Consider the following 15,469-nt stretch of genomic DNA (forward strand, 5'->3'; position numbering starts at 1 on the left):
GCGCGCCCTTCTGCCGCGAGCACGCGGTTATGCCGATGCATTGACGTTCTCTGCATGACATTTTCGATGAGCACCATTGAGTGCGACGATGAATCATGATGTCCGGATTGCGTGACGGTTGGGATCCTCTGGCAGCGATCGCGGCTCTGATCGCCCTGGTCATGATGGGCCTCTACGTGGGGCTCATACTTCAGCAAGGCGACCAGGCGGTGGCCTGGTTCCTCGGCGGACTGGCCGCGGCCGCACTTCTTGCGATCTACGGTGCAGCCCGCGCGGCACCCCGACGGGGGTTGGCGCTGGCGGTGGCGGGCACGGTCCTGACGGTGCTGGGAATTCTCGGCATCCTGTCGATCGGTCTTCCCATTCTCGGCGCGGGTGTGTTGGCCTTGGTCGCAGCTGCACGTTCGCAGCAAGGTCGACGTTGAGGCGTGACTTCTGCGTGGACCGCTACATCACTATCGCCAACATGCGCTCATGCCGCGAATCGCGCGGTCTTCGACTGTTGCGCCGTCGTCCGACTTTGCCGAGTTGAGTGCGCCGGGTTAGCTCTGCCTACGGAACCGTTCGTAGGCTGGGCGGGTGTTTGATGCCGATCATGTCCGGTTGGGGCGGATCGCCGGCAAGCTCGCGGCGGCGCGTGCCATGCTCGTGCCGCCGAAGGCTTTCGGCGTAGAAGCGCATGGGTTCAAGCTCGGTGCGCCGTTGTTCGAGGCCGTAGTGGCCGAGTTTGAGGAGCGGCACGAGGTGACGCTTCCCCCGGCGTATCGGTTGTTCGTCACCGAATTGGGCGACGGCGGTGCCGGGCCGGGCTACGGGCTGTGCCGCCTCAGCGCCTCGTGCTGTGCGCGTCGCCGGTCGGGGCACCTGGCTCAGCCCAGTCCGTACCTGCCCGGGCCGCGTTACCTCGACGATTGGGACCAGCGGTATGAGGACCCGCCGGGCCCGGATCGGATCTTCCTGCGGGGCACGCTGCGGATCGCCGATCATGGATGTTCCCTCGGCACCCAGTTGATCGTAACGGGACCGGCACGAGGGCGTTTGCTCAACCTCGACTACGAGGGACCGGTCGGCCCGTACGTGGTCGAGGACACCGACTTTCTCGCCTGGTATGAGCGGTGGCTGGACGAGGCTATTGCCGGATACGACGTCGGCTGGTTCGGTGAGCGGCTCCCGCTGGAGGAACCCGAGCTGGTCGCCGTGCTCGCCGATGATCCATCACCAGAGCGGCGGGCCCGGGCCGGGAATTCGCTGCTGCAGCTACCTGCAATCAGCGACAGCGCCTGGACTGCTCTGGTCGGCACCATGACCACCGACGTGGACGCCACCGTGCGCGCCGAGGTGTGGGATCTACTGAGGTGGCAAAGACACAAGCACCAGCGCCGGCTGGACAACGCCGAGGCGATCGCGGACGATGTCGCGCGGTACGCCAGGTCGTGTACCCCACCGGACCTCAACGCACTCGGCGTCCTGCGCAGACTCACCTTCACCGATGTGCTGCCGGAACTGGCGTGCCACGATCTCGAACGGCGCCGACGGGCGGCGTACCAGCTGGCCCGGCAGCCTTGGGAGTTCAGGCGGGAAAACCTCCGGCAAGACCTGCTCGACGACGTGGTCGGTGGACTCCTGGGCGACGCGGACCCGCTTCCTCGTTCGCACGGAGTTGCCGTGGTCCGCTGGTTCGGCCTTACCCACCTTCACCCCCTGCTGCGCGACCTGCAGGAGACCGAGACCGACCCCTGGGTCCAGCACCACCTCAGCTGGTGTCTCTCCGAGCAACCGACCTACACCTGGGACGAGTCCTTGACCTCAGCAGCGCGGGAGTGGAGTGAGCAACCCCCGTTCTGACCCACACGTCCCTAGCGCTAGACCGACGAGAGGAGGGCAACGCGCAAGACCCACGACCGGCGCCAGTTGGGTCCGGCGATCACCTTGGAGTATTTGCTGGGCATGCTCGCGGCACACCATGTCGAGATCGACTTGCGCTGAGCCGTGAGCCAACGCTGACCACGGCTACGTCGCCCGGTCGAACCCGACGAAGGACTGGAATCAACGGTGTAGGCGGCCGGAGCCGCGATCCTCCATGATCGGGTGCACGCTCATGCCGCTGAGGCGGTGCTGCGGCTCACGTCGATCGTCACGGTCCGTACGCCGCTCAGCAGGCCATTGATCACAAGTCTGGCGAGCGCGCCACATGGCGACGATCTTGGCTCGGCTTACGCCACCAGCTCCTCGCTGAGGGTCCATAGACGCGCGGCCGCCTCGGGGTCGCGGGCCAGGGAGCTCGGCTCGATCTGCTTGCCGCGGAAGAAGTAGCCTCCGGTGACCTCGGCCGCCTCTGGGGCGCTGGCCAGGTGGACCGGGGTGGCCGCGCCGGTCTGGACGGTACCCATGAAGGGCTTGGCGGCCGCGACGAGGAGCTTCGCGATGCCGCGGACCTCGCGGCCCAACTGGGTGCGGATGAGGCCCGGGTGCAGGCAGTTGGCGACCACGCCGGTGCCGGTCAGGCGCTTGGCCAGCTCGGCTGTGAACAGGACGTTCGCCAGTTTCGACAGCGGGTAGCTCGGCTCGCCGCGGGCCAGTTCGTCCCAGGGAATCTGCTTGGCCGAGCGATGCACATTGGACGAAACCGTGATCACGCGGGCCGGCGCGCTGCCTACCAGCCGTTCCCGCAGCAGGCTGGTCAGCAGGAACGGCGCCAGATGGTTGACGGCGAACATGGTCTCGTAGCCGTCGACCGTGAACTGCTGCTTGAGCATGATCACACCGGCGTTGTTGTCGAGCACGTCGAGCCGGTGGTACTTCTCCAGCACCTCGGCGGCCAGTCGGCGCACTTCGGCCAGGCTCGACATGTCGGCCGTCAGGAGGTCCACCTCGGCGCTGGGCGCCCGATGCCGGATCTCCTTTACGGCCGCTCGCCCTCGCTCGACGTCGCGCCCGACGACGACCACGGTGGCCCCCAGCTCGGCCAGCCGGGCCGCCGTCTCCCGGCCAATCCCGCTGGTCCCGCCGGTCACCAGACACACCTTGCCGGACATTGTGGTCATCGACCCTCCCGGATCTACTTGCCGCAGCGCCATTCTCTCCACGGCGACGCCTCGGGTACCAGGTGTGGCTCGACGCCGTCAGCAGACGTGCCCAAGACACACGAGCGCGACGAGCAATCCCTCCGTCGAGCGAACGCGTCTGCCCTCGTACATGTGGCAAGCGCCTGAAGACGTGCCAGCCTTCAGGTATCTCTGATTTCCGTGCCCGGCGCACTCATTTGCCGCCGAGCGGGCGCCGCCCGTCGGTACTGGGGCAGCCGGCGCTCATACGATCATGCGGTGACGTCGTCAGAAGGTTCCCTGACTGCCTTGGCTGAAGTGTTGCGCGAGATCGCTGGTCGGCCGGGGTGCCACGTGGTCCCCAGCAGTGGGTCTGCCGCCATGTCCGGCAACATCGTGCTTCCCGAAGATCTGCGGCAACTGTACGAGCTATGCGGCGGGGCGCTCCTGTTCGAAGACGCCCCTTTTCCGCGGCGCGTGTGTGGGCCTGGTGATTTCGTGCCCGCCAGTCCGCGATTGCTGACGCCGGAGGTCGCTCAGCAGGTTGCAGAGGAAGATCCCACAGATCTGACGAACAACTGCTACGTGATCGTGGACGGGGGCGAGGGGCTGTCGACCGAGCCGCATGTGGTGATGGACCTGTCGCCCGAGCGAGCGGGACGCTGCTATGCCGCAGCGTGGGACACGTACGGTGTGCTCGGTGAGATGCCGGTTCTCGCGACGACGGTCGTCGAGTTGCTTCAAGCGCTCCTGGCTGACGGAGGCAACAAGGCGCTGCCAGCGGGGGTATCCGGCGGCGACGCCTACGAGTTTTGACCCCCGCCCGCTCCTGGTGCCTGACCAGACGTTCGGCAAGTCCAACGCATCCTCATCTGCCGCGATGTGCTCTGGCCGTGGGGTGAGTGCGTGTACCGCGCGATTGCGAGAGGTCAGCGTTCATCACGCAGAGCATCGATGTAGCGGTCGGTGACCAGGGACTGTACCTTGCGGGTCATCGGTCCGCCGAGACGGCTGAGCAGGCGGGCAGGACGCGAGAACGCGCGGATGTCGAGCCAGACCTGGTCCTCCGGGGTCCGTTCGACGAAGAATGCTTCCTCGCCGCATTCGGGGTGGCCTGGAAGGGTGCCGTAGGCAAACCCACGACGGTTTGGCTCCTCCACCGCGTACACGACGCGGCACGGCGCGCTGATGCTCAGCCAACGCCACCTGATGGTCAACAGGACGACGCTACCGGGGACGGCTACGGGGGCGGACGTGGTTACGCCGAGTCCCGCTCGGCGGTGCATGTCCCAGTGGGACAGCGCGTGTGCGGCCCGTTCGAAGGCGACTTGGCCAACGCCCACCAGTGCGCGGCGATAGACGTGGTGGTAACCGGCCGGAAGCGCGTCACGCGTGGCGCCCTGTTCTCGGTAGGTCAGACGTGCTTGCCGTAGTGCCGCACCGCCGCGCGACGCACGCAGGATTCTCATGACTACAATTCTCGGCGCGCGAGCCCGACAGCCGGTCGAACATGCTCATCCGCCACAGTGGGCAGTCCAGCGCGTCGGCCCAGCACACGGTCATGCCGCGTAGCGGCGCGCGCTCTTCTGCCGCTGATCGCGCGTTGATCTTCGAATAGTCAACACGCGACTTTGCCGATGTCAGGATGTTTCAAAGGGTGCGATCAAGCCATTGCTGTTCTCGCTTTGGCCACTGTGGGCACGTCAACCTCATGCGAGTCTCATGCGAGGACGGCGGACGGCGGTGGAACCATGGCCGCCAGGCTGGCTGTCAACGGACCGAGGAGCAAGGTCGTGTCCACCCGAAGTCGGACTGGGCGACGCGTGGCCGGCTTCGGCAAGTCCGCGACAGGACACCGGCGACCTGGTCAGATTGTCCGCAGGGTGAGCGCACGGACCAGCCGATCCACGGACCGCCTGGTCCTAGGCGTCAGCGCGACGATCAGCTCGTCGACGCCCAGCATGGCGTATTCATCGATGACGCGGGCCAGATCGTCGGGTGAGCCGACGAACGCGCCGTCGTTGTCGTCCACGCCCGTGTGGTCGGGATCGGTCACGGACACGCCCACCATGACGCGTAGCGAGCCCGCTTCTCGGCCCTCGTCGGCCAGTGCCTGCGCCATCGCGGCAAGCTGTGCACGCAGCCGGTCATCGGGCGCGCCATGCCAGGCGGTGGTCCAGGCTTGGGCGTGGCGGGCGGCCAAGCGCAGCATGCGCGGGCCGCCACCGGCGACCAGCAGTGGTATCCGTCGGTCGGGCGGTGGCAGCAGCAGCGCATTGCGCAACTGGTGGAACCGGCCGGACGTGGTGACGACGGCGCCGCCCAGCAGCCCACCGACGATCTCCAACGTCTCCTCGAAGCGAGCAAGGCGATGATCGTCCGGGAAGCCGTACGCTTCGTACTCGAGGCCGGGGAACCCGGCGCCGAGCCCGAGCACAAGGCGTCCACCGCTGATCGCGTCGACCGTTGCCGCCATCTTGGCCAGCAGCGCCGGATGCCGAAACGAACTGCAGGTCACCAGCGTGCCCACCGTCACCCGCCGGGTGGACGCGGCCAGCGCGGACAAGATGGTCCATGCCTCCAACACGCCTTCCGGTGGGTGCCCTGCCGGCTCACTCACCAGATGGTCACAGACCCACACCGAATCCAGACCCGCTGATTCCGCGTGCAGAGCCAGTGCACACACCTCGGCCCAGCCCGGCATCCGACCCGGCCCGTCCGACATGGACATCGGCAGCGTCACACCAATCCTCACCAACGCACAGTAAGCCGGGTTCGCACAAACGACGAGGGCATCGCCACGCACCGGGCGTCAGCGTGACCGAACCGGCACCTGCGAGGAGTTCGGCCGATCGCCAGCAGAGATTTGTTGATCATGGTCGCCAGGGCGGCGAAGGCCCGCGTCCGCCAGCAGCGGTCGGAGCCGCGCGAATGGCATCGCTTGGGGTCAGGTCCGGAGCTGAACCGCCATCGATGTCGACGACCGGCCGGAGCACGGCAAGCTCACCATTGGGCGCCTCCCAAGGCGCGAGGTCTCGGCGTTACCAGGCTTTCCAGCGGGTGATCCACTTGCCCCACTGACGACCGCCCACCCATGACGACCCTCAACACAGCAACCGACCAGCAGATCCGCAATCAGGAAGGCGAAGGCTCTGGACCAGCGCCCAGCGCCCGCTGGCTCATCTGCGCTGAGAACGCACGCACATGCCGCGATCCGCGCTCTCTCATGCCGCCGACCGCGCGCTATGGGGTGTCATGGTGAGCGGATCGAGTCGGCGCCCGGACGTGCCGATGTGCGTGCATGTCAGGTCGATGAGGTCCCGGTATGCTCCCCCCATGGGGGCAGACGAGATCACGCCGCAGCTGTTTCCCAACCGTTTTGCGGATGCAGTCGGACCCAGTGCGGGCGGGCCTGCCCGCGATCATTGCCGGTGCGTCGGCCACTCGGTCGCGACCCGGCCTGCGACCGTCTCCTTCCACGGGGACCGGCAGGATACCGAGGCGGCGGGCTGGCAGCATCTGCTTGCGCTGATCGACGAGGCGGTTGCGGATGGACGGACGGTATTCAAGCCGTTCGTGGATCTGAGCGCTCCCGAGCGGCGGCAGATTGTCACGCTACCGCCAGCGATCGCGAAGCTGACCGCCGTCAAACATCTGGTGCTCTACGGCACAAATCTGGTTCGCATCCCGCCCGAGATCGGGGCCATGACGAGCCTTGAGGTCTTCGAGCCCTACACCTCCCACAGACTGCATTGGTACCCGTATGAGCTGACCAGATGCGCCAAGTTGGCCGACAGCACGGTGAGCACGCGCGTCCTCTACGGCAATTTCAAGTTCCGGCCGCCGTTTCCGAAGCTGCGGCCGGTGACTGGCGTAGGAGAGGCAGACTTCACAGCGCTCGACCCGGGCATGTGGGGCGCCGACGCGGTGCGGACCTGCAGCATCTGCGACGGGCCGGTCCAAGGTGAGCTTCACCAGGTCTGGATCTCTCGCCTGGTGGGCACCGACGTGCTGCCGTTCCTGGTGAATGCATGCTCCGTGGCGTGTGTGGCGGCGCTGCCGGAGCCGCACCCCGGGTACTTTCCAACGCCGCACACCGGCGGTCCGGACATCGTGCAACCGGCCGCCAGACGATGAGGTAACGACCGCGATCCCGTCGCGAACTGTCACCACGGACCACCGGCTCGCTCTGGCTTGGCACGCTTTGGCGGACAGCAGGCGATTGCGGCTCAGCTACGCACCGTCGAGGCAGGCGATCCATCCCAGTCACTACGGCCGTGGTGAGGCGATCCGACACGCTGATCGACCGCTCCGCTCCCAGAAGCATCCTCTTCTGCCGCGAGTCGCGTGGATACAACCATGCTGGCGAGTGGACGTCTGGCGTCGGACCTTACCTATACGACGGGCTGGTAAGCGTCGTGCTTTGCGTAGTAGATGATCGCCAGCGTTGCCTCCTCGGGTGTCGGTGTGGCCCCGTCCCTCCATGCGCTCCAGACCTCCACTACCTCGTGAGCGATGTCGACCTCCAGCAGATAGGCGTGGTCTGGAGCAGTCGACGCCATGCAGTCAACGGCCTGGTCTCGGAGAACGAGAGCATCGGACTCCGGTGCCCATGGGCGACGAGCGAAGATGGTTGGTCCCGCTCCCTCGAATCTGTTCCCGTCAGGGATGTCATTAAGGTGGGTGACCACGTCGAGCAGGTTCGGCGTGCCGCCGATCGTAGTTCGACCACCTTCCTGTGAGTGTCCGTCGCCACATCAGCGCCGCCCGCTCATGCCGAGATGAGGGCGTTGCTAGTCCCGCCGGGGCAGCTATATCGCCGGTTGGGAGTCGAGCAGGAATCTGTCTAGGTCACTAGGGGCAGCGAGATTGGTTGGGGTCAGCCGGCGGATCTCACCGCGAAAGGACCGGACTTCCAGCCAACTGTCGGGTGCAGCTGCCGCGAGCTTGGGCATCAGGGTGTCCAGGCGGACGCGTTGGTACACCTTGAAGGTGCGATCGCGCTCGGGGTGGGGGCCTTGGATATCGAAGCGCAGGTCGACGACCGGATGTGGTCGACGGGCCCAGTCGCTGTACGGCAACGCCCCATGCCCGCGGATCCGGGCGTCGACGAAGACCTCCGCATCGGCGTCGCCGATCTCGCAGTCATAGATCGGGAAAGCGGTGGCCACCCTGGCCGCGATCGTCGGGTACGCGACGGCGGCTTGACCCAGCGCGGGCGAGCACAGCAGCGCGTGGCTGAACGGCCCTACTGGACGGGCAAGGGCGATCTTGTGGTGCGGTTGCCCGTCGAAGGGCAGGTCACGAACGGTAACGACCGTCTCCAGGAACCCCGCGACGGCCTCCGGCCGATGTGACGATTCGCGGACATTGAACGCGAGAGCGCTGCGGCCTTCGTCACGCAAAACCAGGTAGTGGTAGAACCCCCTACCCGGAGACTCCGGATGGATTCGCGCGTGGCAAACGACGTCACGGAACCCATCCACGGGCCGATACTGAGGTCGGGGAAGCCCGTAAGCCGGCTTCGCTTGCGCGTCGGCAATGGTCTCCACCACGAGCGCGTCCGGGTCGCCGATCGGTGCAGGTAGCCCGGCCACCTCAAGGAAACCCTTGCGAAGCTGCCCCCTGATCTTCTTCTCGACGTGGGACTTCGCGTGACGCTCATCCAGCAGTGCCACGGTCGTCGACCCGCCACGACGGCTACCGTCACTGCCCCAGCTGATGTGGCAGCGGATGCCTTCCTGACGAATCTGCCAGAACTCACAGGCGCCGTCTTGGACCCGCTCGAACCGCCGCCAATTTTCCACCCGAGGCCCGCCTTCCTGCCTCAGGGACCCTACCAACGACGCACGCTCATGCCGCAGATGGTCCGGACTGATCGAGATCCCTTGAACGCATCACCGGTCGGGACAGAACGACAGGGCTCGAGGAACCCGGTCGCCCATCTGCATCCGGTCGGCGAAACTGTGCCGATGCATCACGCCGACCTCGAAATGCCGACTCTCCATCGGGACGGGTCTGTGGCCGGCGATGAGTTTGGGATGCTGCGCCGGTCTACCTACCGATACCGCCTGACTCGAAGGGATCACCACGATGGCAAAGGTCATCTCCACGCTGTTCATCTCGGCCGACGGTGTGGCCGAGATCAACCCCGATTGGCACTTCCCCTATTTCGACGAGAACATGGGCCGCGCCGTGGGCGAGGATTATGACACCGCTGATGTGCTGCTCATCGGCAGGGAGACCTACGACAGCTTCGCCGGAGCCTGGCCCGACCGCGAGGCGGCGGGTGGGGACGACGCACCGTTCGCCAAGCAACTCGGGGACGTGCGCAAGGTGGTCGTCTCGCGCCAGCCGCTGGAGTTCTCCTGGCGCAACTCCGAGCTGATCAAAGGCGATCTACTCGATGCCGTCACCTCGCTCAAGGCCGATGCCGGCATCAGAGGCATCCTCATCCCCGGCTCGATCTCCGTGGTGCAGCAGTTGCTCGCCGCGGGGCTGGTCGATGAGCTGCGCCTGCTGGTGCACCCGGTGGCGGCGCGTAAGGGCCGCAGGCTGTTCGACGACGGCGAAGCGCCGTACCACCTGAGAATGACGGCGACGGAGGCGTTTCCGACGGGCGTGATCCGCGTGATCTACTCGCCGACCGAGGCACCCACCAAGGTCGGCTACGACGAGGTCAAGGACCAGGTGCCCGGCGGGAAGTAGTGGCCTTCTCGGGAGGATCGCCGTAGCGGCGCCACATCCGGTGGTCGGCGATGTGATCGTCCGATGGCGCCCCACCTGGGCAGAGTGAGCCGAGAGACCAGGTAGGCGGATGCCGGACTACTGGGTTCACTCTCATGTCGCGAGTCGCGCGCGCATGCCGAAGTGAGGACGTTCGCGATGCAGTACGCCTGTCCGCGCCGTCATGATCGTGACCGTTTCCGAACCTCGTCGGCCCGGCGAATGGAGAACGGGTTTGAGCCCGCATCTTGGTACGGCCTCATGCGGCCCGCGCGAGGTACTTCGGCAGGAGGGATCTGGTCGGATGACGACGCAGATCCCTCCGGATCGTGCCGAAGAGCCGTCGTGGTTAGGGCGCAGTCGCGTCGAGCAACGGGATGAGTTGTTCCTCCTCGTAGGTCAGGTGGTTCTCAAGTTCGGCTGTCAGGCGCTCGACTTCCCGGCATACCGTTGCCGGGTCGGCGTCCACTGTTGAGACGGCCGCCTGCAGGTCGGCCAGGAGTGTTGCCAGTCGCTCGTGTTCGGCGCGTAGGCGGTCCAGCGTGGGCGAGATCTCTGGTCGGTTCCGCTCCAGGAACGGGAAGATTCCCCGGTCTTCGCCGGTGTGGTGGATCTGCAGGCCGTGGCAGGCGGACAAGCAGTTCACGCGCAGTTGCGCGCCAAGGGTAGGCCCGGATGTGGCGATCTCCTTGCGGATCCTCGCCAGTTCACCGCGGAACGCGTCGTGGATCAGTTTGAGGGCCGCGCCCCACGACGGTGCGTTCGTGTTCGGCGGTCCGCTGGAGACGTTCCGCAGAGCGACCACCGGGATGACGCGCGCCGTCTTGGCTTGGTAGGCAGCCCAGCCCGGATCGGCCTCGGCGGCGCGGGCGAAGACGCGATCGCGCTCGTCGCCGTCGAGGACGGTGGCCTCGGCCTCGTAGATGAAGGTGCCGTCCTCGACCGTGACCCGGGGGTCGGCGATCAGGTTGTGGAACCAGTCCGGGTGTTTCGCTGCGCCACCAGCCGAGGCGATGATGAGGATCTGGTCCCCGCCGTCGGGAAGGTAACCGACCGGGTTCGTATGCAGTGCGCCGGTCCGGGCGCCCTTGGTGGTCAACAGGATCAGTCGGCCGCCCTCGAACGGGCCGCCGACCCGTCCCTGGTTGGCGCGGAACTCGTCGATGACGTGCTGGTTGAAATCGTTCGGCATATGTTGCTTTCTGCTCAGCCTTAAGGGGCCCGCTGGACGGGCGAGGGAAGGAAGACAGAAAGGCAAACGGCGGGCTGCGGGCCCGGCCAGCGATCAAGCCTGGGCCGGGTGCCTCACTCGGTAATGGCCAAGGGCCGACCCGGCAGTCACATGATCAACCGTACTGGCATGTCGTCGACAATGACAACCCACGAAACGAGGCCTTTATCACGCTCATGCCGGTGAGCGCACGACGTACGACGCTCCCCGCGAGGTGCGTGCCCTAGCTTAAGGCTGTGTCGGGATTGACAGATCTGGAGCGGCGGTGCGTCTTGCCGTTCTACTTGGCGATGATGGGCCTGAATGCACTAAGGCGTGACGTCCCGTTCGACACGCTGCGCGAAGTGGCGCGAGGGACGACCGACGACGAAGTCGCTGAGCTGCTGGCGTCGCACGGGCGGCCGCGCGTCATGGGCGCTTGGCTCGCGTCTGGTCGGACTCAGCGCCTAGAGGCTGCGCTGCTGGAAGCCTGGAGACCTCGCTAGGGACGCTGACAGCGCCGCCTCTGGCGATCGTCGCCCTGCATGGTCTGGGAGCGAAGGCCGTGCCCTCGCTCAAGACCTACCTGCGACTGGACCTCGAGCATCGACGGGGCTCGGCCTCGTTCGTAGCCGCCGTACTCGAACGACCGGACGTCACGCCGACCGGCGTTGCCATCGACGACCAAGACCGCAGGGCCGTAGACGGAATGCTGATCGTCGCGCGCCGCCTAGCCGAGGCAGAAGCAGAAATCCCTCTGGACGCCGCTCACTGAAGCAACGCAAGGAATGCTGGGAGCGTCCTTCAGCGCGGGGGACCTCGATCCTCGTTGCTGGACAACGGGTGCTGCCGTCTTATCGTCTGACAAGGAACTCCTTCATTGACGAGCCTCGTGTCAGCCATCGGTACGAGGCGGGGTGCGCAGAAACGAGCGGATAGCGGGGACGAGGTCGGCGTGGGCGTCTTCCAGCAGGTAGTGGCCTGCGCCGTGATACAGGCGAGTCCGGGCGGCGGGAAAACGCCGCCGCCATTCGCCCAGCACGGCACGGTCGAAGACCGGGTCGCTCAGCCCCCAGGCGATCAGCATGGGCCGGTCGGCGAACTGCGCCAGCGACGCGCCGGTGCCCTGCAGGACAGGCCAGGAAGGGTCGCCGGGGCGCAACGGGATGTCCTGAACGAATTGCTGGATGGCCACGCGGTGCTCGGGCCGGTCGTAGGGGGCCAGGAACGCCGAGCGCACCGCAGCGGGCATCCGGCGCCGGACTCCCAGCGGACGCCAGGTGGCGCCGCGGGCGAAGAGGTTGTGGCGCAGGAACAGGCGGGTTCCCAGCCGGGTGTCGCGCAACACCCGGAACGGCAGCCGCAGCAGAGGACGTACGCGTTCGCCGTGCGGGTTGGGAAAGGCCGCGGTGTTCAGCAGCACCAGGCGGGCGACGCGGCTGGGGTGGCGGCAGGCCCAGGCCATGCCGATCGGCCCGCCCCAGTCGTGCAGGACGAGTGTCCACCCGTGTTCGGGGGCACCGCCGCCGGTGATGAGGTGTTCGATCAAGGCGTCCAGGTCGTCCACGCGGGCGGCCAGGTCATAGGGGTAACGGTCGGCTCCCGGCTTGTCCGACAGGCCCATGCCGATGTGGTCGGGAGCGATGCAACGGAACTCCTCGCGCAGCGCGAGGATCGGCCGCCGCCACAGGTAACTCCAGGATGGGTTCCCGTGCAGGAACAGCACCGGCTGTCCCGCCCCTTCGTCCAGGTAGTGCTGGCGCAGGCCATCACGACGCGGGTGGGCGAACCACCGGGAGGTGAACGGGTAGTCCGGGAATTCGGTCACCGGGTGCTGCCCGCGGACAGGTGGGCGGTGAGCCGGGCCAGTCCTTCCGCCATGCTCACCCGGGGCTCGTAGCCGAGATCGCGACGCGCCGCGGAGATGTCGAACCAGTGCGCCGTCGAGGCCTGCTCCACCAGGAACATCAGCGGGGGCAGGTGCCGCGTCCACGGTAGCCGGCGACCCTGCTCCAGCAGCCGGGCCGCCCGCAGGACCGGTCCGACCGGTGCCCGGCGTGTCACCGGAGGCAGCCCGGCGGCGCGTAGCAGCAGGTTGAGCCATTCCCCGAAACCGCAGGGCTGGCCCTGGGTGATGAAGTAGGCCCGGCCGGCCTGCGGTGAGCCGGGACGTAACCGGTCGAGAGCGAGCAGGTGGGCGTCGGCGGCGTTGTCGATGTAGACGGTGTCGATGGTCTTGTCGGTCTCGCCCAGCAGCCACACCAGGCGGCGGTGTGCCACCAGCCTGGGCAGGAAGTGCGGATCTCCTGGCCCCCAGATGAGATGCGGACGCAACGCGACCGCCGTCACCCGCCCGGCCGCGGCATCGGCGAGGACGAGCCGTTCGGCTTCGGCCTTGGTCCGCGGATAGGCGGCGAAAAAACGGCGGGCGTAGGGCGCCGACTCGTCCACTCCCTCCAGGTCCCGCCCGTCGTGGACGACACTCGGTGAGGACGTGTGGACCAGGCGTGCCCCGTGGCGCGCGCAGGCGTCCAGCACGTTCCGCGTTCCCGACACGTTGATCTCCTCGTAGTCCCGGTCCCGTCCATGTACGCCGGCCTTCGCGGCGCAGTGGACGACCGCCTCGCATGCGGCGATGGCGGTCAGCACCGCCGCGCGGTCGCGGACGTCGGCCAGGTGCTGGGTGACCCCGAGAGCCGCCAGCGCGGGGCTGTGGTGACGCTGAAGGGCGTGCACGGTGTCACCGCGGGCGGCCAGTCGCCGGCAGACGGCCTCTCCCAGGAAGCCGCCGCCCCCGGTCACCAGGACCCTCATGATCGGCCTGCCCGGAGACGCCGCGAGGCCCACAGGGCGAGCTCGTGCCGGCGGATCTTGCTGTTGTGCCGGGCGTCGACCGGGAACCCGGGGTGGAACAGCACCTCCCGGAGCTCGGCGGTGTGCGGATGGCGGGCCGCGACGTCCAGGATGTCGGCCTTCACGCGAGCGTTGTCCCGGGATCCCGGTTCGCACTCCACGACCAGGACCGCACGCTGGCCGCCGGCGGGACCGACGCCGACCAGCGCGGTGCGGCGGACCCCCGGCACGGCGGCGAAGACGGGTTCGACCTGGTCGGTGTACAGGTCGCCGCCGGCGGTGCGGACCCGTTCTGATTTACGTCCGGCGAACCAGAGCCTTCCCTGCTCGTCGAACCGGCCGACGTCGCCCATCCGGTGCCAGATGCGGTCCCCATCGCCGATCCGGGCCAGCGCGGTGGCCTCCGGATCGTCGAGGTAGGGGTCACTGACGGTAGGGGCGGCCACGGTGATCTCCCCGATGGCGCCGGGCGGCACGACCAGATCCTCACTCCACCGTTCGATGGGGTCGTCGCTGAGGGCGATGACGCGTACCTCGGTGCCCGGGAGTGGAGGACCCAGGCAGGTGCCCGCCCCGGCGGCGGTGGCCGCGGCGTGCTCGGCGAGCAGGCGGCTCTCGATCGCGGCCACCGGCATGCATTCGGTGGCGCCGTACACCGACAGCACCCGCGCGTCGACGCGCAGGCAGCCGCGCAGGCGGTCCATCACCGGCATCGGCAGCGGCGCCCCGGCGGACACCACGTCGCCAAGCGTGTCCAGCACCAGATCATGGGCGGCGCAGTGACGCGCGAGCCGGTCCAGCAGCGCGGGAGCGGCGAACATCCCGGCCACGCGATACCGCTGGATGTCGGCGACCAGGGCGGCCGGGTCGACCCGCACCGGATGCCGCGGGTCCATGTCCGGGATCACCACGGTCGCCCCGAACGCCGCCGCTCCCAGGGCGAACGGCACGAACGTCGACAACACCGGCGTTCCCGGTTCCACCGTGCCCAGCACGCCCAGCAGGTTGAGCTGCGCGGCCAGGTGCCGGTGACGCAGCGGCACACCCTTGGGCGGGCCGGTGGATCCGGAGGTGTAGGCGATCAGCGCCAGGTCGTCGGGGCCGGCGGGGGACCACCGTCCCGGCTCGCCGGGCCCAAGGCTGCGTCCAGGCCCGCCTGACGGCCATGCCGAGCTGCGGGGCCGCCGCGAGGGGACCGTGATGGACACGCGGACGTCAGGGGTCCAGCCCAGCAGCCTCCTGGCCAGTTGCACGGCGGGAATCGCGATGAACGCCTCGGGCGCCGCCTGGCGCAGACAGCGCTTGATCGCGTCGAGCGGCAGCCCGGGATCGACCAGCACCGGCACCGCGCGGAGCCGTAACAGGGCGACGGCCAGCGCGCCCAGTTCCGGACCCGGCGGTACCAGCAGGCCGGTACGCATGCCCGGGCGGATCCCGGCCCTGGCGAGGGCCGCAACGGTACGGTCCACCGACCGCGACATCTGCCCGTAGGTGGTGGCCTCCGGGGTGCGGCCACCGACCTGGCAGGCGATCACGTCGGGCTGCTCGCGAAACCAGCGCTCGGCGCGGAAGGTCAGCTCGCTCTCCGGCTCGGCCGGGCCGGAGTCACTCGGCGGGGTCGCCTGTGCGGTCACCC

15 protein-coding genes are annotated in these 15,469 nt (G+C 67.8%); 6 read left to right on the top strand and 9 right to left on the bottom strand.

Going from position 1 to position 15,469, the window contains the following annotated elements:
• The first annotated feature begins 95 nt into the window (after window positions 1-95).
• Together Pth03_RS27975 and Pth03_RS27980 are read left to right on the top strand one after the other, a co-directional pair.
• Window positions 96-425, top strand: a complete 330-nt coding sequence (locus tag Pth03_RS27975; protein ID WP_203947397.1) for a hypothetical protein — start codon at window positions 96-98, stop codon at window positions 423-425.
• Between the two features lie 154 nt (window positions 426-579).
• Window positions 580-1,845 carry a hypothetical protein gene (locus Pth03_RS27980; protein WP_203947398.1) on the top strand — a complete coding sequence of 422 codons (1,266 nt, stop codon included), beginning with the start codon at window positions 580-582 and terminating at the stop codon, window positions 1,843-1,845.
• 368 nt (window positions 1,846-2,213) lie between these two features.
• Here the strand turns inward: Pth03_RS27980 and Pth03_RS27985 are convergent, their stop codons facing one another.
• Window positions 2,214-3,044 (bottom strand): SDR family oxidoreductase, encoded by an 831-nt coding sequence (locus Pth03_RS27985; RefSeq protein WP_203947399.1) that lies wholly within the window; start codon window positions 3,042-3,044, stop codon window positions 2,214-2,216.
• 381 nt (window positions 3,045-3,425) lie between these two features.
• Here Pth03_RS27985 and Pth03_RS27990 point away from each other — a divergent pair, with 381 nt between their 5' ends.
• Window positions 3,426-3,860 carry an SMI1/KNR4 family protein gene (locus Pth03_RS27990; protein ID WP_203947400.1) on the top strand — a complete coding sequence of 145 codons (435 nt, stop codon included), beginning with the start codon at window positions 3,426-3,428 and terminating at the stop codon, window positions 3,858-3,860.
• A gap of 113 nt (window positions 3,861-3,973) precedes the next feature.
• Here Pth03_RS27990 and Pth03_RS27995 read toward each other — a convergent pair whose 3' ends face one another.
• Together Pth03_RS27995 and Pth03_RS28000 are read right to left on the bottom strand one after the other, a co-directional pair.
• A complete protein-coding gene (locus tag Pth03_RS27995) occupies window positions 3,974-4,513 on the bottom strand; it encodes a DUF1990 domain-containing protein (RefSeq protein WP_203947401.1) in 540 nt (179 codons plus the stop codon).
• 398 nt (window positions 4,514-4,911) lie between these two features.
• Window positions 4,912-5,787 carry an LLM class flavin-dependent oxidoreductase gene (locus Pth03_RS28000; protein ID WP_239119424.1) on the bottom strand — a complete coding sequence of 292 codons (876 nt, stop codon included), beginning with the start codon at window positions 5,785-5,787 and terminating at the stop codon, window positions 4,912-4,914.
• A 593-nt stretch (window positions 5,788-6,380) separates the two neighbouring features.
• Between Pth03_RS28000 and Pth03_RS28005 the strand changes: the two genes are divergently transcribed.
• Window positions 6,381-7,181: a hypothetical protein gene (locus tag Pth03_RS28005; protein WP_203947402.1), complete on the top strand. Its 801-nt coding sequence runs from the start codon at window positions 6,381-6,383 to the stop codon at window positions 7,179-7,181.
• A 674-nt stretch (window positions 7,182-7,855) separates the two neighbouring features.
• Here the strand turns inward: Pth03_RS28005 and Pth03_RS28010 are convergent.
• Entirely contained in the window at window positions 7,856-8,851 is a 996-nt protein-coding gene (locus tag Pth03_RS28010) for a WGR domain-containing protein (RefSeq protein ID WP_203947403.1), read from the bottom strand.
• A gap of 90 nt (window positions 8,852-8,941) precedes the next feature.
• On the bottom strand, window positions 8,942-9,166 hold the full coding sequence (locus Pth03_RS28015; RefSeq protein WP_203947404.1) for a hypothetical protein: 225 nt from the start codon (window positions 9,164-9,166) through the stop codon (window positions 8,942-8,944).
• Between Pth03_RS28015 and Pth03_RS28020 the strand changes: the two genes are divergently transcribed.
• Complete coding sequence (locus Pth03_RS28020) at window positions 9,138-9,752, top strand: dihydrofolate reductase family protein (RefSeq protein WP_203886291.1); 615 nt, start codon at window positions 9,138-9,140, stop codon at window positions 9,750-9,752. The genes Pth03_RS28015 and Pth03_RS28020 overlap by 29 nt on opposite strands.
• A 367-nt stretch (window positions 9,753-10,119) precedes the next feature.
• Here Pth03_RS28020 and Pth03_RS28025 read toward each other — a convergent pair whose 3' ends face one another.
• A complete protein-coding gene (locus Pth03_RS28025; protein WP_203947405.1) occupies window positions 10,120-10,962 on the bottom strand; it encodes a nitroreductase/quinone reductase family protein in 843 nt (280 codons plus the stop codon).
• 583 nt (window positions 10,963-11,545) lie between these two features.
• Between Pth03_RS28025 and Pth03_RS28030 the strand changes: the two genes are divergently transcribed.
• A complete protein-coding gene (locus Pth03_RS28030) occupies window positions 11,546-11,755 on the top strand; it encodes a hypothetical protein (protein WP_203947406.1) in 210 nt (69 codons plus the stop codon).
• A gap of 120 nt (window positions 11,756-11,875) precedes the next feature.
• Here the strand turns inward: Pth03_RS28030 and Pth03_RS28035 are convergent, their stop codons facing one another.
• From Pth03_RS28035 to Pth03_RS28045, 3 genes are read right to left on the bottom strand one after another with little or no spacing between them, the layout of a single operon-like run.
• Window positions 11,876-12,808 carry an alpha/beta fold hydrolase gene (locus tag Pth03_RS28035; RefSeq protein ID WP_203947407.1) on the bottom strand — a complete coding sequence of 311 codons (933 nt, stop codon included), beginning with the start codon at window positions 12,806-12,808 and terminating at the stop codon, window positions 11,876-11,878.
• The gene (locus Pth03_RS28040; protein ID WP_203947408.1) at window positions 12,805-13,794 is read right to left on the bottom strand and encodes an NAD-dependent epimerase/dehydratase family protein; all 990 of its coding nucleotides are present in this window, start codon (window positions 13,792-13,794) and stop codon (window positions 12,805-12,807) included. Before Pth03_RS28040 ends, Pth03_RS28035 begins: the two co-directional genes overlap by 4 nt.
• Complete coding sequence (locus Pth03_RS28045) at window positions 13,791-15,467, bottom strand: fatty acid CoA ligase family protein (protein ID WP_203947409.1); 1,677 nt, start codon at window positions 15,465-15,467, stop codon at window positions 13,791-13,793. The genes Pth03_RS28040 and Pth03_RS28045 overlap by 4 nt, the downstream gene beginning before the upstream one ends.
• Window positions 15,468-15,469: the final 2 nt, after the last annotated feature.

This window comes from Planotetraspora thailandica (assembly GCF_016863335.1).
GTDB classification, from domain to species: Bacteria; Actinomycetota; Actinomycetes; order Streptosporangiales; family Streptosporangiaceae; genus Planotetraspora; species Planotetraspora thailandica.